Genomic DNA, 25,479 nt, shown 5'->3' on the forward strand with positions numbered 1-25,479 from the left:
ACCGTGTTCCGGCAGATACCCACCTCCTGGCAATTTGAGAGACGTTCAATCCCATTTCTTTAAGTGATTGAATCTCGTAGTACATCTTCCACCTTTCTCTATTGTTCATAATTTCCTCCCGCCCATGATGAAGTGGTTTGAATAATTTCCAGTTCCATCATAGCCGAAAAGGAGGATTTTGGTATATAGTGTTCATTCTTATTTGTTGAAATTTGTTGATTTTATTTTATCAGTTACACAGGTGTTTTATCTGTACCACGGCCTCGCAAACCGCCTTCTTTAGGGGCACCAAAAAAGGCATCGTCAACCTCCACTATACCACCTAAAATATATTGGGAATCTCGATTAGCCATGGCTTTTCTAATTTTATGAAGCATTAACCAAGCCGTCTTATAGGATATGCCTAGTTCTTGGCTTAATGAAGCTGCAGAGCGGCCACGCTTGTCATGAGCAATCATATATATGGCCCAGAACCAAATCCTCAGCTCGGTACGTGTCTTCTCCATTACAGTTCCAGCAGTTAGGGATGCTTGATAATGGCATACAGTACACTCGAAAAGGTGCCGGGTTTTAATTTCATAGTAGCCCTTATGGCCACACTTGGGACAACAAAACCCGTTAGGCCAGCGCATTTTAAAAAGATATGTCCGGCAATCTTCTTCAGTTTGGAACATTTTTTGAAATTGAAGAAGTGTAATTTTTTCCTGTTTAGCCATACCATCACCCTCAGAACATAAGTTTTATTTATTATAGCAAACATGCGTTCTGGGGACAAGGGGCTACTGAGCTAACGGTATACTCATTTATTATTATTGATAATGTCGATATTTGTAGATATATTACGATTTATTTTTAAAACCAACCCACCCCCTTGTCTGTCTAGTAGGAAAGGGGGTGGGTCCAATGTATAAATAATTGTTTTAAGTAGATTTCTTTAAAAATAATTAAGGGAGGTAGTGAACTTGAAAAAAGTAATTAAAAGTATTGTTTTTGGTTTAATGTTTGTATTAATGTTCAACGGTATTGCTTTTGCAAATAGTAATTCCACAAATAAAGCACAAGAGATAAACTCTAAACTGGATGTATTGTCACAAAAATATGATGTAAAATTTGAACAAGTTGATATTCCTGAAGGTATTACTCCTGTAGAATATTCAAGTGTTGAAGAACTTGAAAAAGACATAGCTAAATTTTATAAAGAACAAAAAGATATAAAACAAAAAAATAAGCAATTTGAAGAAGCACCTGCAGAAAAATTACAAATTTTAGCTACCTCAACAGGTAGCCAGGTAAAATCTTTTTGGGTAGGTTCTGTGCCATATCTGCCACCACAAAAGATAAACATTCAGGTAAATTATAGTTATGACTCTTCAACTAAACGTTTTTTATCTTGTAATAGTGTAAATTCATGGATTACTGGTCTAGATCAACCAGTGGGTTTTAAATGGACTCAAAAAGGTCAAACTACTAGAATTATTGATTCAGGGAGAACATTAACTGCAAGTGTATACGGTACAATGCAATTCTATGTTATAATTAAAGGGATCGGCCAATTAGTGACCTTTAATTATACTAGTCCGACTGCTGAATATTATCTTAAGTAGCAGGTGGTTAAATGGATGGACAAACCTTAGCTAGTGTTATATATATATCTGGTATAGCATTAATGGGCGTAGGAATTTATTTACTGGTAAAATTTCTAAAAAAACGTCGAAAAAAATAATCAAGTAGGAGGGGGTGACTAACCCCCTCCTCTTATCACGAATCTGATAGTAATTGTCGGCGCTAACTTTACCAAGTGTTAAGGCCAAAATTCTGTGTCGGTAAACATGGAATTTTGGCTTAATTATTTGTCGTTAACATCAATAATAAGGTGCGCGCAGGATAAGGAATACCCAATGCAGCCGCCGAAGGTGTGCGGGGCGTGCCGTTGTGGAAAAGCTCTTTTAAGCCACACCCCAGAGGGCTTTTCCACATAAGGCACACGCACTCTTTTTGACTTGCCAAGTAAGGTAATGGATTATCTTCCGTAGAACTTTAACTGGGGTGATTTGTGTTTACAGTTCTTAAGCAAAATAAAATGAGCTTTCGGTACATCCGCCAAGACCCCCGAAAGCTCACAACCCACAGGAACTGTAAAGTCCTGCTATGATTATGGTAACTTTCTTAGGGGCATCTGTCAAAGAGTATTTAGAACGTTACGGTAAAAAATCTCCTGAATTCAACTTCCCATGCCCAATCTGCGGAAACTGTCGACCACATAGACACGGCCATTACGAGCGCTGGGCAGTGGATTCTAACAGCGAGCAGCGAATCCCAATTTACCGTTATGAGTGCCAGTCTCAAGGACATGAGGAGAGGACTATTTCTCTTCTTCCGGATTTTCCATGGCCTTTTCGGAGTTTTATGGCTTCCTTCATAGAAAGAGCTATATGTGTTAGAGTAGAAGATTCTCTTTCATGGGGCGAATTACTTAACATGTTTAACCCGCATTCCCACGTGGTCTCTTTAAAAACACTCAAGCGTTGGATTAGGGTGATATCCAGCAGGGCGCAAAAAGTCACTACCGACCTTTTTAACCTGTTGCTTAACGTCTTCCCCGGGCTAAAACTTCCATCCCAAAAGCTTACTTCTCGTACAGAATTTGCTGTAAGAGTCCTTTTGTCTTTGGTTCGTTTTCTGTGTCGCGCTCTCTCTTTAACCTTGAAGAATACCTATTTCACTTCCCTTCCGGCTTTTTCTCTGATCCATCGGATGTTTGGGGCGAAAGCCTTACTTTAAGCCCACAAAAGTTGTCCTCTCCCTGGGTTTAGGCCTTTTTCGGATAATAGATTTAAAACCATGGAAAGGAGAGAGACACATTATGGATGAAGAAAAGCGCTTGGCCATAGCGAATTTTCGCTATGGGCTCATTGCCCCAATTGTCTGCCGCAAGCTTGAAAAAGGAGAACAGGCGGCACTGCTAAAAGATATTTCAGCTAAAGAGTATATTGATCCTGATGGACATATTGTAAGACCGGGTCTTAGGACTCTGGAACGCTACCTTCAAAACTTGGTTGTCCCCGGTGCATCTTACTATGATGATAACGGTCATGGCACCCATGTGGCCGGCATTATCGCCGCTGCCAATATTGGCAGGGGAATCGTGGGCGTGGCCCCGGAGGCGGAACTCTATGCCGTCAAGGTGCTGGATCAATGGGGTGAGGGTACAATCCTGAACGCCATTAATGCCATCGATTGGTGTCTGAAAAACCGAATTCACGTGGCAAACATGAGCTTTGGCACCGATAAGTACAGCAGTGCGCTGGAGGAAGCGGTCCGCGCAGCCCACAGGCGGGGGCTGTTGATCGTGGCGGCTGCCGGCAATGACGGTGGCCCGAATACCGTGGATTATCCTTCGGTATTTGATGAAACCCTCAGTGTTGCCGTGGTGGACAGCAGGGGCAAATTGGCAAGTTTTAGCAGCAGTGGCCCGGAAGTGGATCTGCTGGCTCCCGGAACCGATATCGTTTCTACCTATCTTTGGGGCAGTTATGTACGGTTAAGCGGCAGTTCCCAGTATTACTATTGTCTAATGCTTCTAATTTTACAAATCTACCTTCCGTCTCTTCCGATGGCTCCTCTCCCAATATGCCAGTAATAATCCCCATTATTTTTAATTCATTTCATCCTTTCTTTGTGTTCATCTACCCATTTTTTAAACCTCTCTTTAATATCTTCAAGACTATTTATCTCATCATTAGATATATTAAAAATAAAATATTCTCCATCTACTCTCAAATACTCCTCAAGAGAACCCTCAATATAATATACATCCCAACTATTGTCTTCTTTCTCGTATGCAATTCCTTCATCCTCTGTTTCCAAGAGTATATTGCTTTTAACATCCTCTTTATATATAGTAATGTGGAAATGGCCGTAATCTCTTATAAATTTTTCTCCAATATTTACTCCTAATTCACCCAAACGATTCTTGATAACCTTAATGATTTCTTCTGTTAAATGAACTTGATACCCAACTATATTACTTTCTTTTGAATCCAAGTTTATTATTTTGCAAGCGTTAATAAAATCATTGTCTGGTTGGCCCAATATATCAATTAGTAGTTCTAATACTTTTGATTCATCAACATCACCCTTGTCAAAATTAATTTTATAAGATGTTAATTCTGGTTTATACACACCTATCAATCCTCCCGATAGCTTTAGCTTCGTTTATAATATAATGAGGTATTAAATTATATACATGATTTAATACCTCATTATTAGTATTGTGTAACTAGAGACATTTGTCCTGACTAATCCTGGAAGTATTTTAATTATCTGTAGCCAGGCGGTTTGTTTTTACCTATATAAACAGTTGCAATATCATGATGCTTACTCATATCTGGTGGCGTATGATAATGCACGTACAAATAGTAGCCATCATACTTCTTTAACAGCGTAGCATCCAATCGAAATACTGCGCCATGTTTTTTGCTTACTATTTCAAACACTTGTTCCCCTTTACTTGGGCCATTTATTGACAAGTCGTTATATTTTGCCATTATATCATCTAACTTACTTTTAACTGCAGGCCACACTTCGTCCTTTACTTTCGGCCCCAATTTTTTAAGTGCAAACTCTGCTGCCTTTTTAAGAAGTTGACCCCAAAATTGTGTTTCTACATTATTCGAATCATTCTGGACGACATTCTGCTGATTATTAATTGAATCTAAAATCTGATTCGCGACTGCTTCTTCTTTATTACTATTTACCTGACTACTTGAATTTCCATTTGATTGCGGTGTGCTAGTTTGCTCTCCCCAATTAGACGTATCCGGAGATATAAGTATCTGTTCGCCGCTACCAGGAACTACAAAATTATTTGTTTCAGCGGCAAACGCACCCATGCCCGGCAACAACATGTTAACCAGTAAGGCAAGCACGAGAACCAAACTCAGTTTTTGTTTAACCGATCTCATTATAAAACCTCCTCATTTTTTGATGAAGCCCTCTGGGGATTGAAGATTTTCAGAATAAATGGTTAAATGGAATTGTAATAGTGGTTCTGGATGGCATACTATGGGAACAAGGTTGTCAGGCTACACCCGGTTTGCCTCCAAATCACTATTACTTTTTTGAGAGGGATCTCGGGGTTGAAAAAGTAACAAAATTCTTCACCTCCTTGCCTGCCTTTTCCGGCAGGCGCATGCTTCAGACGGCGCGGCAAACACATCAGACTCCCTTTGTTCTTCAAGATCCTTCCAGCTTCGACTTCCTGATACTGAACATAACATATCAAAAAAAAAAACACAACGGGTACTTTTTATAGCTTTTTGTCGAACTGGTGACCAGCCAGGGAGTCACCGCCATAAGGCGGGTTATTGAAAAAATGATGGAAAAGAAAAAAGCTCTGGCTGAAAGCATCATCGGCTCCTGTGAAAGCTGGCTGACGGAGCTGGACACAGGGCAACTCCGTGAACTCTTTGCCCTGAGACCCGACGCACTGGACGGCTAAGGGCAGGGATGCCGAAAACAGTCTCGGGCAACAAAGAACTATCAATAATCAATCTACGTAAGCTGCTTGTCGAAAATTATACATTTTTAACTATGTGGAAGGATTATTATATATAGCGCTTGATTAGGAAACAAGTCGCGGGGAATGCGCAAAAAACAGAGACTGACAACCAGGCGCCTTCACTGGTTGATTCCGATATTTCAAAAAAGGTTTTCCGCAGGAACTGGGCCCGTTGCTGCACCTGGATCTGTGGATGCCGGGAAATCATGATCCCCCCAACCTTTATAAGGAGCATCAGTACATCCTGCTTCAAAACCTTCCGGACCGTCTTATGATATAACCCATGATGATTCTGTCCTCCAAATGCCGTATGAGGATGAATATTCCCAGTTGACACCTTATGAGGACTGTATTTAGGGGTCTTATCAAGATAGGTTGACGATTTGGACAGTATAGGGCTATGAGGATTGTTCACGTGTTGTTACATTGAATCTGTCATGGCCTGTTTGATTGTGCGCACATTTTGGCATGAGAGTCTGCATGCCTGTCCTTTTTGGTAAAACAGCCGGGCTATCGTTCATATAAATCCGGTAAAGCAACAGTTTTTGGAAAAACTATCGTTAAATTATGCATAAATCGGCTACAATTTTATGTTTGACGGGCAGTAATATACTGTCTATGAAAAAGCAAATTCCTATCTATAAATTTCTATCTATGGATTCAAAAAAATTGAAAGTGAGCCATAATTAATTTACTCAATACTAATTCATTGATGATTGCTTTACGATTATCAAGTTAAATCGTTATCCGCATTCATAAAGATACTTGATGTTAAAAACTTTTTGTGCAAGTTTTAATATCAAGTAAGATATTATCTGTCATTATTAGAGATTAACTGTAGCAAACCACGCTGAATGGCGGTAACCAGTTCATTGCCAATTTCGGTAAATAACCATGTTTCAAACTATCGCCAATGACGGTAAGAAGGTACTGTTTCTCCTCCGTCATGGGGTAGTGTAGGAAGCTGTTACCACCCGAAGTGAGTGAGAAAAAACTATAAAAAGTTACCCTTACTGTTGAAAAAGACCTGGTTTTTATGAAGGAATACTACATTTAGTTGGAAATTGCCAATAGATCCACAGGATATCTATTAAATAAAAAATTCTTTCAAACCTCCTCAGCAGGGAGTATCTTTTTTTGGGAAATAACAAATTTTTTGAAACCAAAAAGCTACCTTCCGTATCTAGGTATTGAAAAATAATTTAAGGGGGTAGCTTTAATGTTCAAAAGAATCAAGTCGCTTGCAATTCTACTAGGAGGGTGTTGAAAAAACCCCTTTAAAACCCTAATTTTACTTCTTTCAAAAAATAAAATTTACATTAATTAACAGTAGTGACCCACTTTTTTTAGATTTTAAGACGAAAACTAATATTTTTTGAGTATATTACCTCCCATTTTCCAGTATTTGTCATGCAATTGGGCGCACTTATCCTATAATCGCAGGTAATGGCTCTTTGGCAATTTGTTCCATTGTTAGTTTGCACAATCGCTTGAAGTTGACTAATGTTGCTATCAGATATGCTTGAARTTTAACTTTGGCTTGGCCAATGTATCTGGCTTTTCGCAGACCATATCTCACCATTTCTGATTGTTTGCGTTCTATTTTATAGCGACCGGAATAGGCCTCTTTAAATTCTTCAGTCTTTTGAAAAGCCCGGGCAGCTTGTAGTTGTTTTTCGTAAGGGTGTACAGTTACAATTCGTCTGTTCTGCTTACTCTGTGTACATTCTGTTTTTAAAGGGCAATTACCGCATTGTTTTTCACTAAATGCAAAGGCTTTAAGTTTACCTGCTCTACTGTATCGTTTTTCTTCAGCGATTTTTCCTGCGGGACACTGACATGTCTCACTTTCCAGGTCAATATTAAAAGCAGATTTAGGATAACAGCCTGGTCTTTGGGGTTCGGCTGGAGCAGGGGCAATTACTTTAATTTGTTTATCTTCCATTGCAGCCCGTACTTGTCCGGTACCGTAGGCAGTATCACCCATAATAGTTTCCGGTTGCTGTTCTTTAGGTTGTGCATCTATTAACTTGGTCGCAGCTTCGGAATCATGCTGGTTACCAGGGGTTACTTCTACGGCAGTAATAAATTCACTTTCTTCTTCCATGGCCGTATGTGTTTTGTATCCGTCAAAAAGACGGGAACTGGATTTGCGCCCATGACGCATCTCCGGATCACTGGTTGAGATTATTCTGTCTTTGGCAACTCCTTGCTTAATAATAACTGTACCATCTTCCTGCCGTTGGATATCCTGCTCAACGATCTTGGAAAGGATTTCTTTTAATTGCTGTCCCTTTGGGCTAAGTTTATGACTTTCAATGGYAGAAAGYAGCTTTTCTGCATCACTTATCAGGTCATTTAATAATTGGTTGCGTTCTTCTGGGTTGTTCCAGTCAATCTTAGGCTTGCTGTCATCTTGATAGTTAAGCTTCAATGGTTCTTTTACAATTTCAACGATATTGATATGTTTTTGGAGTTCTTGAATGAGTTTGTAAATAGATTTTCTAATTAAGGTATAAGTATCTTGAACTGCACCTGCGCCCAGGGTGCAGGTTGAATCAATTATCTGTCTAACCGAATTTTGAGGGATTAGTTTTCTTTCGGCAGCTTTCTCCAGTATTTTTTGAAAAACTTCCTGCTCTTTTTTATTCTGAAGAAGACGGTCACGAAAGTTAGACAGCGTGCTATGGTCAAAGCCGGACTCTCCTATAGGTAAATGAAGTGCAACTTTCCAACGCAGATCGTATAAAGCTCGCTCTTCTGCCTGCCGGTCTGACACATTTTCATAAAACTGGAGTAATAAAACTTTGGTTAGCATGGCCGGAGAGGYAGCRGGACGCCCCTTATGGGAGTATGCAGAAGAAAAAAGTTCGTCGGAAAATATGTCATCAGCTTCAGCAAGGGCATAATAGATGCTGTTTTCAGAAACAAGGGGTCTGTTACTCCATTGCTCTAATACATCAATGTCGGTTATAGATAATTGACGTCCTTTTTGCTTTAACATATTAAATTAGCACTCCCTATCTGATGATAGGTATTTATTTCTACAAATATCTCTATTTTCCTTCCTRTTATGCTAAAAATATCTATTTTTGGTTATTATTGTTTGGAGTTTTTTAACAGTCTCCTAGGAGGGGTGGAGAATAATCCACTCCCTTTTTTACGAGGGGGTGCCATTATGGAAGAATTTTTCAAAATGGTCAGCAATTACGGTTTTCCTATAGTCGTGTCTGGCCACCTGTTGATACGCTTAGAACCGATAATCAAAGACCTGCAAAGAAGTATAGACATGCAAACCCTGGTCATAGCGAAGTATATGGATGTTGACGTTGACAAACTGCGACAGATAAAGAAGGTGTAAGCATGGGCGCGGTTAAGGCAAGGCCCTGGCTGAAGTTAACGCCACACTTTATAGAAGGTGAATTGGCCTGTCGCTGCTGTGGTAGGTTGCTGGTTCAGACGGAGCTGCTGCAGAAGCTGGAATACTTGCGATGCCTAGCCGGTGCCCCGGTGCTGGTGAACAGCGGCTACCGCTGCCCGGTTCACATCGGGGCGGTGGGCGGTGCGACTAATTCTTACCACCTAAAGGGCATGGCGGCGGACATAAGGGTACCGGGCCTGGCGGTTGAAAGCCTGGCAGCACTGGCGGAACAGGCGGGCTTTGACAATATTGGCCTGTACCAGCAGCATGGTTTTATCCATGTGGATGTGCGTGGTTACCGAGCCAGATGGGATGGTTAATTGTGAGATCTGGCAGAGCCTTGCCCCTTAAATGGAAGTATGTGGTTGGTTTTTGGTGGAGATTAAAAACAGATTTATGGAGGGAGAGGATGTACAGGTGAAACGCGTTTATAAGCTGCAGAAAGACAGCCCCGACCTGCGGGACAATATCTACCAGGCCAAAGCGATTATCCATCCTAAGGATTTGCCCCCGGCGGTTAACCTCAGATCCCGGTGTAGCCCGGTGGTAGACCAGGGCGAGCTTGGTTCCTGCACAGCCAATGCAATTGCCTCCGGCCTGCGTGAATACCTGATGATACAGGCAAAGCAGCCCTTGGTGAGACTGTCCAGGCTGTTCCTGTATTACGAGAGGAACGTATGCTGGAGGGCACGATTGATGAAGACAGCGGCGCCACCATCCGTGACGGCATGAAGGTGCTCAAGAATATCGGTGTTTGCCCGGAATCCGACGACCCCTACAATGTTGACAAGTTTACTCAACCGCCAACCTTACGGGACATTTTGGATGCCCATCACTACAAAATCAGCCAATATCACCGGGTCAGCAATTTAACCATGCTGAAAACGTCACTGGCGGAAGGACTGCCGGTGGTTACTGGTATGCTGGTCTATGAATCTTTTGAAAGCGATGAGGTGGCTAAAACAGGTACTGTGCCAATACCCTATACGGAAACCGAACAACTGCTCGGCGGCCATGCCGTCCTGGTGGTGGGTTATGACGATACCAAGCAGTGGGCAGTTGTCCGCAACAGTTGGGGAGAGAATTGGGGAGACCAGGGGTATTTTTATTTGCCCTATCAATATTGGATCAGGGGCCTGGTTATAGATATGTGGACGGGGAAGTAACTTAAGAAAACGCTTTTAAACCACTGGCTAAGTGCCCTTCTATAATAGATAAATCTGATAAAAATCTGCCAATACAATCGTGTATAGGCAGATTTTTATCGCATGCCGACTTAACAAGTAAAACCTATTGAATTGTAGTAAGAAGATAAAATTGGAAAAGATTATGTAGTTAAAACAAAAGGAAATTTTTACGTATCGATTGAATAGGTATATTGTTATTCCTTTCAGGGTTTGCAAAAAAACTCTTATTTTAATAGCAAATAATTTGGATATGAATTTAAAAATTTCACGCTAATAAATGTCTATTAGTAAGTACGTTAAAAGACATAAAGGCAACCAAAATTAGAGAAAGGGTGGGGAAAAGCCATGAAAGCATCCGAAACAAAATTGCAAGCAATCATTGAAGGTAACAAACAATACATAGTCCCTTTATTTCAAAGAACCTATAGCTGGGAGAAAAAAGATTGGGAAATGCTCTGGAAGGATATCATGGAGCTTCTAGAGGAAGAAAATCCCCGTAGCCACTTTATTGGCTCCATTGTAACCATGCCTGCAGCCTCTGTACCCGAAGGGGTACCCAAGTACCTCTTGATCGATGGCCAACAGCGTCTTACCACCATATTTATACTTTTAGCGGCCCTGCGAGATAAAGCCAAGCAATGTAAACAACCTCTATTAGCTGAAGAGATTAACAATACCTTACTGGTAAATCCCTATAAAGGTGGGCTAGATCACTATAAATTACAACCTACGCAAGTAGACCGAGCATCATTCCATAACATCATAGACGGCAATTCTATAAGCACAGTGGATAAAATTACAGGGGCTTACCAATTTTTCGAGAGGAAGCTAAGGCCCGAACACATTGATGCGGAAAAAATAAAAGATATCATTACCGGGAAGCTGTCCATTGTTAGCATTGTTTTAGACCCAGATGACAACCCCTATCTTGTGTTCGAAAGTCTAAACGCCAAAGGCCAGCCTCTTACGCAATCGGATTTAATTCGCAACTACTTCTTTATGCGAATCCACGTAAATGAGCAAGAAAAAATATACAATCAATATTGGAAACCGATGGATGAAGCCTTGGGCGAAAGCCTCACCGAATTTATCCGGCATTACCTAATGAGAAATGGTGCCAATGTTAAACAAAACGATGTTTATTTCTCCCTCAAAGAAATGATTAACAGGGAAGATGCTCTCACTTACCTGAAAGAATTGTCTCGTTTTGCAGGTTACTATGAAAGACTGTTAAACCCGATGAAAGAAGAAAAACCAATGCTTCGCAAGGCATTGCAACGAATCAATAGAATTGAAGTAAATACCGCTTACCCGTTCCTGTTAAACTGCTATGAGGACTATTTCAACCAAGTAATTACAACAGAAGAGTTCTACGAAGTGCTTAAGACCATCGAAAATTTCACCATTAGAAGATTTATATGTAACGTACCAACTAATTCGCTTAATAAAATATTCCCTTCCCTCTATAACCAGGTACAAGAGATAAAAGCAGAATCCTTTGCCAGCGGAGTAAAAGTCATTCTGCAAACTAAGAAATATCCCAAAGACGTGGAGTTCTTGGCTCGCTTGCAAGATGTTAAGCTCTACGGCAGCGGCGATCGTGCAGTGAAGGCCAAGCTCATTTTAGAAACCTTTGAAGAGTCCTACCAACATAAAGAGCAAGTGCCGTTAGAGGACTTTTCTATCGAACATATTATGCCCCAAACCCTTACGGAAGACTGGCAAAATTACCTGGGTGAAGATTGGGAACTAACGCATGAACTACTGCTGCACACCATAGGAAACCTGACCCTTACAAAATACAATTCCGAGTTGTCCAACCTTGATTTTGACAGTAAGAAACAACTTCTTCAGGAAAGCCACCTGGAAATGAATAAGTTCTTCCAAAACGCTAGCACTTGGAAAAAAGAGGATATCAAAAAACGCTCGGAGCACTTGGCTGAGTTAGCACTGAAAATTTGGCCCTACTTTGGTGAAACGGTAAGTGAACAAACCAATCGGTCCGGTATTACTGGTACTACTCCCACCGGCCTATGGATACTGGGACAGTATTTTACAGTTTCTTCTTGGCGGGATGTTTTGGAGCAGACCATAAATACCATTGCCGAGTTAGAACCGGAAAAAATGGATTTGCTCATGAAACAGTTTCCTCGGTTTATCGGGCGAGATAAAAACAAATTCCGTGCTATTCGTACCCTAAAGAATGGTGCATTTGTTGAAGTGAATTTATCAGCTAAAGATATTGAAAGATTTTGCTTTCAAGCACTGCAGGCCGTGGAGTTATCGAATGATGATTGGAAAGTGGAGATAGTTTAATCCTCATAGCTCAACTAATTGGTTTATAACAATCATTTTGATATGATATCCGGTGGGGGGAGCCTTTATGGAAGTTTTCAATAATATAAACAAAATAGTAAAAGATGATCTAGTCCAGGTCATTACACCAGGAAGCCGTGTTTCTATTGCAGCCGCCTGTTTTTCTATTTATGCCTATAAAGAATTGAAGCGTCAGCTAAGTCAGATTGATTCCCTGCGTTTTATATTTACGTCCCCCACATTTGTCGCCGAAAAATCTCCCAAGGAAAAACGCGAATTTTACATTCCGCGCTTACATAGGGAAAGAAGCCTTTACGGCACCGAATTTGAGGTAAAACTAAGAAATGAACTGACCCAAAAGGCCATCGCCAAAGAATGTGCCGAATGGATTCGCAGGAAGGTCCGCTTTAAATCCAACTCCACCCAAGAAGGTATGGGCGGTTTTCTCAACGTACAAACAGGTGACCAGCAACTCACCTATATGCCTTAAACGGCTTTACCACCGTTGATATCGGCTGCGAGCGGGGTAACAATATTCATAATATGGTAACTAAAATGGAAGCCCCCTTCAGCAATGAATTCGTTTGCCTGTTCGATAGTGTTTGGAACGACGGAAATCGGCTGCAGGATGTGACCGAAGAAGTTATTGAATACATTTCCGCAGTCTACCAGGAAAATTCTGCCGAGCTGATTTATTTCCTCACCCTTTACAACATTTTTAATGAGTTTCTTGAAGATATTTCCGAGGATGTTCTGCCCAACGAAGCCACTGGCTTCAAAAATAGCCTGATTTGGAATAAGCTATATAACTTTCAGAAGGATGCGGCCCTGGCCATCATTAATAAACTGGAACAATACAACGGCTGCATCCTGGCCGACAGTGTTGGTTTAGGTAAAACCTTTACCGCCCTGGCAGTGATTAAATACTACGAAAACCGCAACAAAAGCGTACTGGTGCTGTGCCCTAAAAAACTAAAGGACAACTGGCTGACCTATCGTGGCAACGCAATTAACAACACACTGTATAATGACCGCCTGAGGTACGACGTGCTTTTTCATACCGATTTGTCCCGGGAGCGGGGGGATTCCGTCATTGGCATATCCCTGGACCGCATCAACTGGGGCAACTACGATCTGGTGGTCATTGATGAATCCCATAACTTCCGCAACGGTGGTGCCATCTCCGGTGAGGATGGCGAAAAAGAAAATCGCTATCTGAAACTGCTCAATAAAGTTATCCGCCCGGGTGTCAAAACAAAGGTCTTGATGCTTTCCGCCACCCCGGTGAACAACCGTTTCTATGATCTGCGCAACCAGCTGGCATTGGCCTATGAAGGGCAAGCGGAAATTATTAATGAAAAGCTGAATACCAGGACCGACATCGATACCATTTTCCGTATGGCCCAAAAGGTATATAACTCCTGGTCCAAACAGCTCCCGGAACAGTGCACCACCGCTTCCTTACTGAAACAGCTGGATTTTGACTTCTTCGAGGTGTTGGACAGTGTTACCATTGCCCGCTCCCGCAAGCACATTGAGCGCTACTACGATACCTCGGAAATTGGCAAGTTCCCGGAACGCAACAAACCAATTTCCTTACGAACCAAACTGACAACCCTAAACAATGCCATCAACTATGAGCAGGTCTATGAGCAACTGATGCAGCTGAATCTATCCATTTATACGCCAACTAATTATATCCTGGCCAGCAAGCTAAGCAAATACATTGACCTGGATTCCGAACACAGCCGGCGGCTGTCCCAGAGTGGACGTGAGGAAGGCATACGACGTTTGATGAGCATCAACTTGCTCAAGAGAATGGAAAGCTCCGTGCATTCCTTTAAATTAACTGTCCGGCGCATCTATGAGCAAATCTATGACACCTTAAAATCCATTGAAAACTTCCGGCCCGGTGCAGAGGTTACAGTACGTGAGATGACTGATTTAGGGGACCTGGATCTGGATGACCAGAACATCGATATGTTTAATGTGGGCAAGAAATTTAAAATTGACCTGCGGGATATGGATTACCTGTCCTGGCAGCGGGACTTAGCAGCCGATTTGGAAATCCTGGAGCTTCTTATCCTCATGGTGGGCGACATCACGCCCCAATATGATTCCAAGCTCACTGAGCTGCTCCGTGTGATTGAGCATAAAATTGAGCACCCCATTAACCGGGACAACAAAAAAATTATTATCTTCACGGCCTTCTCGGACACAGCGGAATACCTCTATGAAAATGTCAGCAAATTTGTCAAAATCAAGTTCGGCTTAAACAGTGCCTTAATTACCGGGGATATTGAAGGAAGAACCACCATTGCCAAATTCCGTAACGATATGAATACCATCTTAACCTGCTTTTCACCCCTGTCCAAAGAAAAGGCCCTGGTGATGCCGCAGGATAAAAACGAGATAGACATACTCATCGCCACCGACTGTATTTCCGAGGGACAGAACCTGCAGGACTGCGATTACTGCATCAACTATGATATTCACTGGAACCCGGTCCGCATCATTCAGCGCTTTGGACGGATTGACCGCATTGGCAGCCAAAATGACGTTATCCAACTGGTCAACTTCTGGCCGGATATCACGTTGGACGATTATATCAACCTGAAAAGCCGCGTGGAAGCCAGAATGCGCATTTCCATCATGACTGCCACCGGCGATGACGACTACCTTAACCCCGAAGAAAAGGGAGACTTGATTTACCGCAGGCAACAATTGGAAAAACTACAGAATGAAGTGGTGGACTTGGAGGAAATGACCAGCGGTATTTCCATTATGGATTTGGGCTTAAACGAATTCCGCATGGACCTGCTGGCCTATCTCAAAGCCAATCCCAATTTAGAACGCACACCCACTGGTATTCATGCCGTGGTAAGGGGCGACAAGCCCGGCGTGGTATTTGTGCTGAAGAACGTCAACAACATGATTAACCATGCCAATCAAAACCGCCTGCACCCCTTCTACATGGTGTACATTGGCGACGATGGGGAAGTTATTTGCAACCATCTGGAACCCAAAGCCACCCTGGATATGCTGCGCCATCTCTCCCGGGGCAAAGTAAAACCCGATATGGAGGCTTGCCAAATCTTTAACCGCGAAACTAACGATGGCAAGAAAATGGACCGTGTATCGAGTCTACTCCAGCATGCCATTTCTTCTATTATTACCGTCAAGGAAGAAAGTGACATGGACAGCTTCTTTGGCACTGGGCAAACCACCTTCCTTACTGGTAACATCTCCGGTTTGGATGATTTTGAGCTAATCTGCTTCATGGTGGTGATCTAAGATGTTGTCTTTCCCTAGCACGGCTGTGGTTGGGCGAATTATGCCAAAGGAAGCCTTTTATAAGCGGCTTACGCTAAGCAGCGAAGTCCGGGAGAAATTTGTTTCGGATGTAAAACGTATTGTCCTGGAGTACAAGCTGGCACCGGATACTTTAAACGTGGAAAAGGGTGGGGAGATAGCTGAAATATTGGTGCTATCTATTGAGCTGAAAAAACAGGATCTGGACTACCGCATTATCGAAAACATAGCCAGGCAAAATGCCCATAAGCTGCTCTTTCTCTTGAAATTCCAGGACCAGGGACAACTGGCCCTTTACTATAGCAAACTCTACAAGACCCAGTGGCTTCCACTGGCAGACCTTGAGCTGGCTGTGAAAGGGCTTAATCTTGATAACATATGGGAAGGGTTTATCGAACAGATCGCCCTGCAGGAAGAGATCGTTCCCGCCACGGGTGGTCTAACCATTGAAGAAAAGCTCAAAAAACAAGAAACCATCCTAAAGCTGCAAAAGGAAGTGGATAAACTGGAGCGGCTCTCCCGCAATGAAAAACAACCTAAAAAAAGGTTTGAACTATATACCAAGTTGCAAAGTATGAAGAAGAAATTAGCTCAGGAAAAAGGAGAATAACGGTGGACAAGCTGAAAATGCACTCAATCAATAAAGTGGAGGACAATATTAAAAAAATCGGGGAGTTATTCCCCAATGCCCTCACCGAGGTCATTAAGGGTTACCGGGCAGACGGCTCTGCCATCATTGAGCAGGCCATAGATTTTGATGTCCTACGTCAGGAACTCTCCAGCGTCCTGGTGGAAGGCCCGGCAGAACGCTACCAATTTACCTGGCCGGATAAGAGAAAGTCCATCCTCTTGGCCAACGCTCCTATTGCCAAAACCCTGCGCCTTGCCGGGAGGAAAGTGTGGCTTTTGATACCACCGAAAACCTGTATATTGAGGGGGATAATTTGGATGCTCTCAAGCTGCTACAGGAGACTTATTTGGGTAAGGTGAAGATGATTTACATCGACCGCCTTATAATACGGGGAATGATTTTATTTATGAGGATGATTTTGCTCAGGATATTAGCGAATACATGCCAAATAGCGGGCAGTATGATGATGATGGTAATCGCCTTGTGCAGAACACCGAAAGTAACGGGCGGTTTCATACTGATTGGTTGAATATGTTCTTTCCTCGCATAAAGTTGGCAAAAGATCTCTTAACAGATGACGGAGTTGTTTTTATCAGTATTGACGATAATGAACTCGAAAATGCTCAAAAAATCTGTAATGAGGTCTTTGGGAAAGGTAACCATATAGCAACACTCGCAGTTCAGCTAAACCCACGCGGTAGGCATTTAGACAAATTCGTTGCAAGGACACATGAGGCTATCCTTATTTATGGAAGGAACCTTCAACTTACATCAACTATGGGTGGAGTACAAAAAGAAGGTCGTATGATTGAAGAATATAATCGGGAGGACTCTTTCGGTAAATTTAGAATACTTGGTCTGAGAAACAGAAACCAGTCCTTTAATCCAATTACCAGACCAAATCTATATTATCCATTATATGTTAATCCTAAAAATGGTCAGGTTTCCTTAATTAAAAATAGCAATTTTTCTGATGAAGTGTGGCCTGATGCTCCTGATGGAACAAAAACGTGCTGGACATGGGCAAAGCAAAAAGTAAGCACTGAAAACAAATTGCTTATTGCCGAAAAAACAGGAAATGAATGGAGAATTTACAGAAAAGACTATCTATCAGATAGTGATGGAAATATTGCAACAACTTTGATTAAGTCACTTTGGACAGATAAAGAAATAACTAATGACTATGGCAGGAAGGCAATTAAGGAGTTGTTTGGGGCCAGTATAATGGATTTTCCTAAAGCAGTTGATTTAATAAAAAAACTCATTGTAACTGGGACGGAAAAAGACTCAATTGTAATGGATTTCTTCTCGGGTTCTGCTACTACTGCTCACGCCGTCATGCAGTTAAATGCCGAAGACGGAGGCAACCGCAAATTCATTATGGTCCAACTGCCCGAGGAAACAGATGAAAAATCCGAAGCCTATAAGGCAGGTTACAAGAATATATGTGAAATCGGTAAAGAACGCATCCGTCGGGCCGGTAAAAAGATTCTGGAGGAGCATCCCGAACTGGCAGGCAAGCTGGATACCGGCTTTCGGGTCCTCAAGGTGGACTCCACCAATATGCAGGACGTTTACTACCATCCCGCGGAGTATGCACAAACCGAACTCTTTGCCCTGGCCGACAACATCAAGCCCGACCGTACCCCGGAAGATTTGCTGTTCCAGGTGATGCTGGATTTAGGCATACTGCTCTCCAGTAAAATTGAAGAAACCACCATCGGCGGTAAAAGGGTCTTTAACGTGGCCGAGGGCTATCTGCTGGCCTGCTTCGACAGCAATGTCACCGGCGAGGTCATTACCGAAATCGCCAAGCAAAAGCCCTATTATGCGGTGTTCCGGGATAGCTCCCTGGCCAGCGACAGTGTGGCGGCCAACTTTGAGCAGATTTTTGCCACCTACAGCCCCTCCACGGAAAGAAAGGTTCTATAGGAGGTGTTCCGGTGAAGTTTCAATTTAAAATACAGCAATACCAAACCGATGCCGTCAACAGTGTGGTTAATATATTTGCCGGACAACCCTATATCGACCGTGTCAGCTATGTGCGAGACTTAGGCCTAAAACAACTCAGGCAAGAACAAACCCGCATATTTATAGAACAACAGCAGACCCTGCTGCTGGAAGATGAGGTTGCAGCAGGCTTTAAAAACGCAGACATTGCCCTGCAGAGTGACCAACTGCTGCTCAACATTCGCAACATGCAAGCCCGCAACAATATCAAACAGTCCGACAGCTTAGTCAATCATTTAGGCAAATGCAGCTTAGATGTGGAAATGGAAACCGGTACCGGCAAAACCTATGTCTACATCAAGACCATCTTTGAATTAAATAAGCGGTACGGTTGGAGCAAATTTATCGTAGTAGTTCCCTCCATTGCTATCCGTGAAGGCGTAAAAAATCCTTTGAAATCACTCGGGATCACTTCATGGAGCATTATGGTAAGAAGGCCCGCTTCTTTGTCTATAACAGCAAAAACCTAACCGAGCTTGATAATTTCAGCTCCAGTGCCGGTATTAACGTGATGATTATCAACATACAGGCCTTCAATACTTCCCTGAAAGAAGATGCCCGAAGTAAAGAAGCCCGCCGTATCTATGATATACTGGATGATTTCGGCAGCCGCCGGCCCATTGATGTCATCAAAGCCAACCGCCCTATCCTCATTCTGGACGAGCCGCAAAAGATGGGTGGCGATAAGACCCAAAAGGCTTTAGCCAATTTCAATCCTTTGTTCTGCCTCAATTACTCGGCCACCCACGCCCAGCATCACAACTTGGTCTATGTATTGGATGCGGTGGATGCCTACAACAAGCGCCTGGTCAAAAAGATTGAGGTCAAAGGCTTTGAAGTTAAGAACCTGCGGGGGACAACCAAATACCTGTACCTGGAAAATATCCTTATCTCCCCCAAGAAGCCGCCTATGGCCAAAATTGAATTGGAGATTAAACAAAAATCCGGGATCAAGCGGGACACCCGCATTGTAGGGGTTGATGATAATCTTTATGCCGTATCCAATCAGTTGGAACAGTACAAAGGCTATCATATCAATGAGATTGACCCATCCGGGGTACTGTCACCTTTACCAACGGTCATGTTTTGGCCCGGGGGGAAGTGGTGGGGGATGTGTCCGAACAGGATATGCGCCGCATTCAAATCCGTGAAACCATTATCTCTCACTTTGAAAAGGAAAAGCGGCTCTTTGAAATGGGCATCAAGACCCTGTCCCTGTTCTTTATCGATGAGGTGGCTAAGTATCGGGCATATAACGAGGCCGGGGAAGAGGTCAACTCCGAGTACGGTGAGATGTTTGAGCAAGAGTATATCAATATTTTAAATGAGTATATCACCCTGGAAGATACCCCCTACATTCGCTACCTTAAAGGCATTGAACCCAGCGCCACCCATACCGGCTATTTCAGTATAGATAAACAGGGGCGCAAGGTGGACAGTGCCATCAAACGGGGCAGCGATGAAAGCGATGACATCAGTGCTTACGACCTGATTCTTAAAAACAAAGAACGGCTCCTCAGCTTTGAGGAACCGGTCCGTTTTATCTTCTCCCACTCCGCCCTGCGGGAGCTGGGACAATCCCAACGTATTTCAAATTTGCACCCTCAAGCACGGCGGCAGTAGCCCCACCCAAAAGCGCCAGGAAGTGGGACGCGGCCTGCGCCTCTGTGTCAATCAGCAAGGGGTGCGCATGGATGCCGAGCGCATCGGCGAGACGGTCCATAATATCAATATGCTGACGGTCATTGCCAGCGAGGGATACCGGACCTTTGTGGCTGATTTACAAACCGGCATTAAAGAAGCCTTGTATGACCGTCCGGCCAAAGCCAGTCTGGAATACTTTATGGGTAAGACCATTACGGTGGGAGATCAGACCGTTATTCTGGATGTCAAACTGGCTAAGGACATTTACCGTTACCTGCTGAAAAATGACTATATCGATGACAACGATAACGTAACAAGGGAATACCGGACAGATTTAGCCAACAACCGTCTGGCGTCCCTGCCGGAATCCCTGGCCCCCCTGGCCGCAGGTGTCCATACCTTAATCCAGAGCGTCTTTGATAAGAGTGTCCTGGATGACATGGTGGAAGACGGCAATAAAACAAAGGTTAAAGAAAATGCCCTCAATGATAATTTCTTTAAGAAGGAATTCCAAACCCTCTGGAGCTATATTAACCACCAGTATGCCTATACCGTGGAGTTCGATAGCCAGGAGTTAATTGCTAAGGCCATCAAGCATATGAATGAAAATATGTTTGTCTCCCAGCTGCAATACACCATCGTGACTGGCAAACAAACGTTGAATCTACATGAAGAGGCCATTGCCCGCGGGGAAAGTTTTCAGCAGGAACATACCTCTACCAAAACCCTGCAACACGCCGCCGCCAGTCAAATCAAATACGACTTAATTGGCAAAATTGCCGAGGGTACCACCCTTACCCGCCGCACCGTGGCGGCTATTCTGGCTGGTATAGGTAACCATATCTTTGCCCTATTTAAACACAATCCGGAAGAGTTTATTAGCAAAGCCATCCGTTTGATTAAGGAACAAAAGGCCACTATGATCGTGGAGCATATCACCTATAATCAAATTGAAGAAAAGTATGATAGCAGCATTTTTACGATGGAAAAAGATGAGGGTGATTTTGCCAAAGCCTTCCGGGCCAAGAAACACATTCAAGACTATGTCTTTACCGACGGCACCGCCGAAAAGAGCGTCGAACGGAGGTTTGCCGAGGAAATGGATTTGGCAGATGAGGTTTGTGTCTATGCCAAACTGCCAAAGGACTTTGCTATTCCCACTCCCGTTGGCAATTACTCACCGGACTGGGCCATTGCCTTTTATGAAGGGACAGTCAAGCATATTTACTTCATTGCCGAGACAAAAGGTTCAATGGAAAGCATGAAGTTACGGGAAATTGAAAAGGCAAAAATAGACTGTGCCAAGAAGTTGTTTAACCAGATATCCACCAGTAAGGTCAAATACCACGATGTGGACAGTTACCAAAGCCTGCTCAATATTATGGGTAAGCTATAAGGTGGCAAACATTTAGTAAAGATGTTTTCTAGAATTTATTCAGATGGAGGATTGCTTGTGGCAGAATTCAAATATGAAATCATCAAAACAATTGGTGTACTATCCGAGGGTTCCAAAGGATGGCGCAAAGAATTAAACCTTATTAGCTGGAACGATAAACCACCGAAATATGATATTCGAGAATGGTCCCCGGACAGACAAAAGATGGGTAAGGGGGTAACCCTTTCTGAGGAAGAACTAAAAGAACTGAAGAAGCTGCTAGATGAACTGAATTAAAGTAAAATACTGCACTGGATGATAGCCCAAGTAAACATTTCTTGGGCTATTATTTATTCTCTGCAATGAGCAAGGTAAATAGGAGTGTAAAAATTGTATAAAAATAACAACCCCTCAAACTTAAAGTGTTGGGGGATTGTTACTATTATATTAATATTTTATTTACTACTCCTACTCAGATTACACCACACGATCAGTGATGGTAACTAAGTAGGAGTAGTTCGTTTCGGCAGTTTACCAAATTAGGTAGGCAACCAACAAAAGTGTAATATTAAATAGATACAAGCAATCAGTTTTAAAATATCAACTGTAATGGTTCTTTCCATGTGAGTATTCAGACAAATGGTTAATGATATTTTTATTTCCAAATGAATTCCCCCGGCATTTTATAGTTAATAACCGAAAGGAAACTACTCCTACGATAAGATTTAATTTTATACACTTTAGTGTTTTTTATACACGAAAAAGAATTCGGTAGTATTGTTATGATCTATATCAGAATATTGTCGTTTTATGAAGATATTTGTATAAAGGATAATACTTACTTTTTACCGAAATTTAACTATAGAGAGGGGGCAAACAAAGTATGGAAATTATTAAGATTATAAAATCTGCAAGAAGAATAGGCTGTGCGCATTTTGAGGAGTTTGCTTCTAAAACAAACACTAATGTTGGAAAAAAGGTAGAGGTAGTAGTGTTAGTCCAAGAATGACATGGGTTGACTTATGTACGAAAGAGGCTGTGTAACAAAGCTATTGGACAAAAATGTGCAAAAAAAGATAGTTTTTAGCATAATTTGGATTTTTTAAGTGGCATTTTAAAGCATTGTGAGTTGCTTTTCACGATCATCCTGCTGGAATAGATGGTAGAGGCGATGAGTTCGATTTAAATAATTCATAATTTAAGTAAAGAGCTTTTTAAAAAGCTAAATGCTTAAATAATGTAATAAAATACACTTAATCTGGATAAAATACTTATTAAAGTTATCATAGTTTTCTGACTAATTCATTGGGAACCTTGACGTATTTATGTAGCAATGTTACAATTGACACAGATGACACAATGACACAGGAAGAACCATATTGTGAAACCCTGCAGTTGTGCTAGCGACTGCAGTTTAACTCATCTGCCATGTGTAGAAGGAGTACTAAAGCCGTCCTGAGGGGCGGCTTTAGCCTTTTAATGATCGCTCGTATTCTTTCTTTAGTTTTGCACGTTTACTTTTATTTGTAACACAGTAGGCAGTAATTAAAAGATAGTAGTTTCTTTTATTCGAAAGAATAACGACATAGTCTAACGGTTCGAACCAGATAGTAGTACGCTTGTCCCTTCCTCTGACAGTCTCCCAGATTTTTATATGCTTATCACTAAAATTATCTAAGATAGCTTTTGGCCAACGGATACGTTCACAACGTCGGAGGTCAGGATACCTGCATTTATTTTCATCCTCGCAAGTAACAATATGCCAAAATGTTTCCTCTTTGCCATTAAGCATTGGTTCTCTTTGAATGGCAACTCTAAGGGATTGAAAAAATGCTGTATTATCTACAAAATCTGTACGAAAGCATTGATATATACTTTCAATAAATCTTCCCCAATCTCCGCCATAATCTTCTAATTTAATAATTTCTGGTAACCAAGAAGGTGACTCAGGCATTGATTACATCACCTCCGAGGCTTGCCAGATAAAAATATTAAATTTATTTTCTCTGAGCAACGTAGATCTGGTCAGATTATAGCCAGAACGCCTTTTAATCTCTTCTATTAAAGCTAGTTTAGCAGAACTATCTCCTAAACCACGATTAACATAACTAACAGCTCCAATTAATAGATCAGATAGCTGCAGTAATTCTGATTCATGTGAGCGTACAGTCTGAATACGTTGTATTATTTGGCGGTGGAAATCATAGATGCTATTGCAGACTACTTCATGCAGTTTATCAATTTTTGGGCACTCCGGGTGTCTTTTATATCAACATAAATGCGATAACGTTCATGGGGATCGAAAATTGCTTTTAAAAGCATGAAATAACATTTGTAGTACCAGGTATCGTGGTCTTGGTTAAAGGAGCTATGATTTAGTTTAGATTTATCAGGAATTACAAGTGCTCGGAAGTGTAAATCCTCTTCAGAAAAGAATAAGCTAACTAACTCGATATAAAAATCTAATTGACCAGGTGATACCTTGGTCCATTTTATTTCAAATTCCCGTTTTAGCCCATAATTTTCTTTCATTTGCCTAATAGTACGAACAATTTGCTGCACTTTTTCTGTTGGGCACCATAATGCTCCCAAAACCATAGCAGGCTGTTTATCGTTTTCAAGATGGCAACTCTCATCACAATATATGTTGTAAGTCTTCAAACCCATCCACCCCAATATTCTATCTATCAATTTATTATATCTGGTTAGCTAGAATAAAGCTACCTTTCAGATTCCCGGGTTTTGTATGTATCAATGGAGGCTACCGGTAGAAGCCCAATTTTGGACAGGTCAACCTGGTCCCGCCAGACGAGGAGGCTGCTGCCCTGGGTGGTGCTATAAATCCTTGCCGGCCTCCAACTGCAGCAGGATCTTTGGGACGTAAGCTTATTCACTAGGGTTGGCTACGGGCGGGGTCCTTTTGCTGTGCTTTAGGGTCTGGGATATCCTCCTCAATGTTATCGGTTGGCTGTAGCTTCGGCTGAGACCTTGCTGGCAGGGGGTAGTGCTATGAAAATACCACTCCCGGGGGAGTGGTGTAGTGAAATTTTTCTAGTGTTTCAGTAGTTACTTGACAATCCATTTGACAATCCATCATGCTAATATGACCCATTTTAAGGCAATACAAAGAACACCCTAAAATACAGCTCAGATATTGATTTTACTGGGTTTCTACGCATTTAGAAAAATATCAAAAAACTACCCATCACTGATTCGTAATCAGCAGGTCGAGGGTTCAAGTCCCTTCGTCGGCTCCAATATTTGTAGGAACTGCAAAGAGATGCGGTTTTTTTTCTTTCAAGCGAAAGTAGGTAAACCAAGTTGAATAGGGATAACTTGGCAGTGTACAACACCCTGCGTTATTTTATGCCCCGGCAAGCTTGCTTGGGTTAAGAATGCTAAATCAAAGTATAGAGGGTAATAATATGCGACATAATTGTACAGGGGTATCGCATGAAAAAACTTGTTATATTATTCTTATATTATTCTTATATTATTCTTATATTATTCTTATATTATTCTTATATTATTCTCTTTAAAATATTTATTGATGCTGGCAATAGTTCTTTTATGCATAGTTGGATTTAAGCTTAGATATGAATCCAGTTAAGGAAACACACAGGTTGGATACGGGAGTCAGTCATCCTGCTAGCAAAAATTCCTTACAATACCCTTAAATCACACTCCGACAAATTGCCGTCCCTACCCTGTTCCAATATAATAAAGCCAAACCATTAGTAAGGAGGCTGGCGGCAATGAGAATAAACGTTATAGGAAACATCAGTCAAACCGAAGTGGACGGCATCGTTTGGGAAGAGGAGCTGCGTTATGCGGCCAGAGGTAAACAACTGGGTGAGCTTGAGATTGTTGAAATCAGCCCCGAGGAGCTGGAGGTAAGATCCAGGGCGAAAACGGCCATCAAAAGGGTTCGTCGAATAACAGGCTATCTAAGCACCGTTGACCGGTTCAATGATGCAAAGCAGGCAGAGCTGGCGGATCGAGTGGTGCATAACTAATCAACCG

General features: G+C 42.1%; 23 protein-coding genes and 3 pseudogenes. 19 read left to right on the plus strand and 7 right to left on the minus strand.

What is annotated here, in order from left to right; translation table 11 throughout:
* Positions 1-236: 236 nt before the first annotated feature.
* A pseudogene (locus P378_RS13045) lies at positions 237-716 on the minus strand (IS1595 family transposase); the annotation flags it as partial.
* Between the two features lie 246 nt (positions 717-962).
* Between P378_RS13045 and P378_RS13050 the strand changes: the two are divergent.
* The 4 genes and pseudogenes from P378_RS13050 to P378_RS13060 all read left to right on the plus strand — a co-directional run bounded on the left by P378_RS13050 (position 963) and on the right by P378_RS13060 (position 3,640).
* On the plus strand, positions 963-1,604 hold the full coding sequence (locus tag P378_RS13050; protein ID WP_099083555.1) for a hypothetical protein: 642 nt from the start codon (positions 963-965) through the stop codon (positions 1,602-1,604).
* 550 nt (positions 1,605-2,154) lie between these two features.
* The gene (locus P378_RS21930) at positions 2,155-2,781 is read left to right on the plus strand and encodes a DUF6431 domain-containing protein (protein WP_238473240.1); all 627 of its coding nucleotides are present in this window, start codon (positions 2,155-2,157) and stop codon (positions 2,779-2,781) included.
* An 82-nt stretch (positions 2,782-2,863) separates the two neighbouring features.
* Positions 2,864-3,049: pseudogene (locus P378_RS24245) on the plus strand (DDE-type integrase/transposase/recombinase); the annotation flags it as partial.
* A gap of 3 nt (positions 3,050-3,052) precedes the next feature.
* The gene (locus P378_RS13060; RefSeq protein ID WP_420796005.1) at positions 3,053-3,640 is read left to right on the plus strand and encodes a S8 family peptidase; all 588 of its coding nucleotides are present in this window, start codon (positions 3,053-3,055) and stop codon (positions 3,638-3,640) included.
* A gap of 20 nt (positions 3,641-3,660) precedes the next feature.
* On the opposite strand, the gene P378_RS13065 is transcribed toward P378_RS13060, so the two are convergent.
* On the minus strand, positions 3,661-4,182 hold the full coding sequence (locus P378_RS13065; protein WP_099083557.1) for a hypothetical protein: 522 nt from the start codon (positions 4,180-4,182) through the stop codon (positions 3,661-3,663).
* A gap of 137 nt (positions 4,183-4,319) precedes the next feature.
* Entirely contained in the window at positions 4,320-4,964 is a 645-nt protein-coding gene (locus P378_RS13070) for a YpjP family protein (RefSeq protein ID WP_099083558.1), read from the minus strand.
* 365 nt (positions 4,965-5,329) lie between these two features.
* On the opposite strand from P378_RS13070, the gene P378_RS19740 reads away from it, so the two are divergent.
* Positions 5,330-5,500 (plus strand): hypothetical protein, encoded by a 171-nt coding sequence (locus P378_RS19740; protein WP_180261104.1) that lies wholly within the window; start codon positions 5,330-5,332, stop codon positions 5,498-5,500.
* 1,486 nt (positions 5,501-6,986) lie between these two features.
* Here P378_RS19740 and P378_RS13085 read toward each other — a convergent pair.
* Entirely contained in the window at positions 6,987-8,564 is a 1,578-nt protein-coding gene (locus tag P378_RS13085; RefSeq protein WP_099083561.1) for an IS1182 family transposase, read from the minus strand.
* 174 nt (positions 8,565-8,738) lie between these two features.
* Here P378_RS13085 and P378_RS13090 point away from each other — a divergent pair, with 174 nt between their 5' ends.
* The 13 genes and pseudogenes from P378_RS13090 to P378_RS23080 all read left to right on the plus strand — a co-directional run bounded on the left by P378_RS13090 (position 8,739) and on the right by P378_RS23080 (position 22,465).
* On the plus strand, positions 8,739-8,921 hold the full coding sequence (locus P378_RS13090) for a YvrJ family protein (RefSeq protein ID WP_099083562.1): 183 nt from the start codon (positions 8,739-8,741) through the stop codon (positions 8,919-8,921).
* 2 nt (positions 8,922-8,923) lie between these two features.
* The gene (locus P378_RS13095; protein WP_099083563.1) at positions 8,924-9,301 is read left to right on the plus strand and encodes a YcbK family protein; all 378 of its coding nucleotides are present in this window, start codon (positions 8,924-8,926) and stop codon (positions 9,299-9,301) included.
* Between the two features lie 52 nt (positions 9,302-9,353).
* Positions 9,354-9,713, plus strand: a complete 360-nt coding sequence (locus P378_RS21935; protein WP_238473217.1) for a hypothetical protein — start codon at positions 9,354-9,356, stop codon at positions 9,711-9,713.
* The gene (locus tag P378_RS21940; protein WP_238473218.1) at positions 9,659-10,147 is read left to right on the plus strand and encodes a C1 family peptidase; all 489 of its coding nucleotides are present in this window, start codon (positions 9,659-9,661) and stop codon (positions 10,145-10,147) included. The genes P378_RS21935 and P378_RS21940 overlap by 55 nt, the downstream gene beginning before the upstream one ends.
* 366 nt (positions 10,148-10,513) lie before the next feature.
* Entirely contained in the window at positions 10,514-12,484 is a 1,971-nt protein-coding gene (locus P378_RS13105) for a DUF262 domain-containing protein (RefSeq protein ID WP_099083564.1), read from the plus strand.
* A gap of 67 nt (positions 12,485-12,551) precedes the next feature.
* The gene (locus P378_RS23670) at positions 12,552-12,974 is read left to right on the plus strand and encodes a phospholipase D-like domain-containing protein (protein WP_338013920.1); all 423 of its coding nucleotides are present in this window, start codon (positions 12,552-12,554) and stop codon (positions 12,972-12,974) included.
* A 53-nt stretch (positions 12,975-13,027) separates the two neighbouring features.
* Complete coding sequence (locus P378_RS13110) at positions 13,028-15,778, plus strand: helicase-related protein (protein WP_338013921.1); 2,751 nt, start codon at positions 13,028-13,030, stop codon at positions 15,776-15,778.
* A 1-nt stretch (position 15,779) separates the two neighbouring features.
* Positions 15,780-16,406, plus strand: coding sequence for a DUF4391 domain-containing protein (locus tag P378_RS13115; protein WP_099083565.1), 627 nt, complete (start codon positions 15,780-15,782; stop codon positions 16,404-16,406).
* 2 nt (positions 16,407-16,408) lie between these two features.
* On the plus strand, positions 16,409-16,786 hold the full coding sequence (locus P378_RS23675; protein ID WP_338013922.1) for a hypothetical protein: 378 nt from the start codon (positions 16,409-16,411) through the stop codon (positions 16,784-16,786).
* A gap of 70 nt (positions 16,787-16,856) precedes the next feature.
* Entirely contained in the window at positions 16,857-18,359 is a 1,503-nt protein-coding gene (locus P378_RS13120; protein WP_338013932.1) for a site-specific DNA-methyltransferase, read from the plus strand.
* A gap of 11 nt (positions 18,360-18,370) precedes the next feature.
* Positions 18,371-21,477 (plus strand): annotated as a pseudogene (locus P378_RS24545) (type III restriction-modification system endonuclease).
* 57 nt (positions 21,478-21,534) lie between these two features.
* Entirely contained in the window at positions 21,535-21,753 is a 219-nt protein-coding gene (locus P378_RS13130; RefSeq protein ID WP_099083566.1) for a YdbC family protein, read from the plus strand.
* Between the two features lie 586 nt (positions 21,754-22,339).
* On the plus strand, positions 22,340-22,465 hold the full coding sequence (locus tag P378_RS23080) for a hypothetical protein (RefSeq protein ID WP_274378723.1): 126 nt from the start codon (positions 22,340-22,342) through the stop codon (positions 22,463-22,465).
* A 459-nt stretch (positions 22,466-22,924) separates the two neighbouring features.
* Here P378_RS23080 and P378_RS13135 read toward each other — a convergent pair whose 3' ends face one another.
* From P378_RS13135 to P378_RS20180, 3 genes are read right to left on the minus strand one after another with little or no spacing between them, the layout of a single operon-like run.
* Positions 22,925-23,410: a hypothetical protein gene (locus P378_RS13135; protein WP_099083567.1), complete on the minus strand. Its 486-nt coding sequence runs from the start codon at positions 23,408-23,410 to the stop codon at positions 22,925-22,927.
* Between the two features lie 3 nt (positions 23,411-23,413).
* The gene (locus P378_RS24250) at positions 23,414-23,698 is read right to left on the minus strand and encodes a DUF3800 domain-containing protein (protein ID WP_207654059.1); all 285 of its coding nucleotides are present in this window, start codon (positions 23,696-23,698) and stop codon (positions 23,414-23,416) included.
* The gene (locus P378_RS20180; protein ID WP_207654046.1) at positions 23,677-24,117 is read right to left on the minus strand and encodes a DUF3800 domain-containing protein; all 441 of its coding nucleotides are present in this window, start codon (positions 24,115-24,117) and stop codon (positions 23,677-23,679) included. The genes P378_RS24250 and P378_RS20180 overlap by 22 nt, the downstream gene beginning before the upstream one ends.
* Positions 24,118-25,211: 1,094 nt before the next feature.
* Here P378_RS20180 and nrdD point away from each other — a divergent pair.
* Positions 25,212-25,472 (plus strand): anaerobic ribonucleoside-triphosphate reductase, encoded by a 261-nt coding sequence (nrdD, locus tag P378_RS13145; RefSeq protein ID WP_099083568.1) that lies wholly within the window; start codon positions 25,212-25,214, stop codon positions 25,470-25,472.
* Positions 25,473-25,479 lie beyond the last annotated feature (7 nt).

Source organism: Desulforamulus profundi (genome assembly GCF_002607855.1).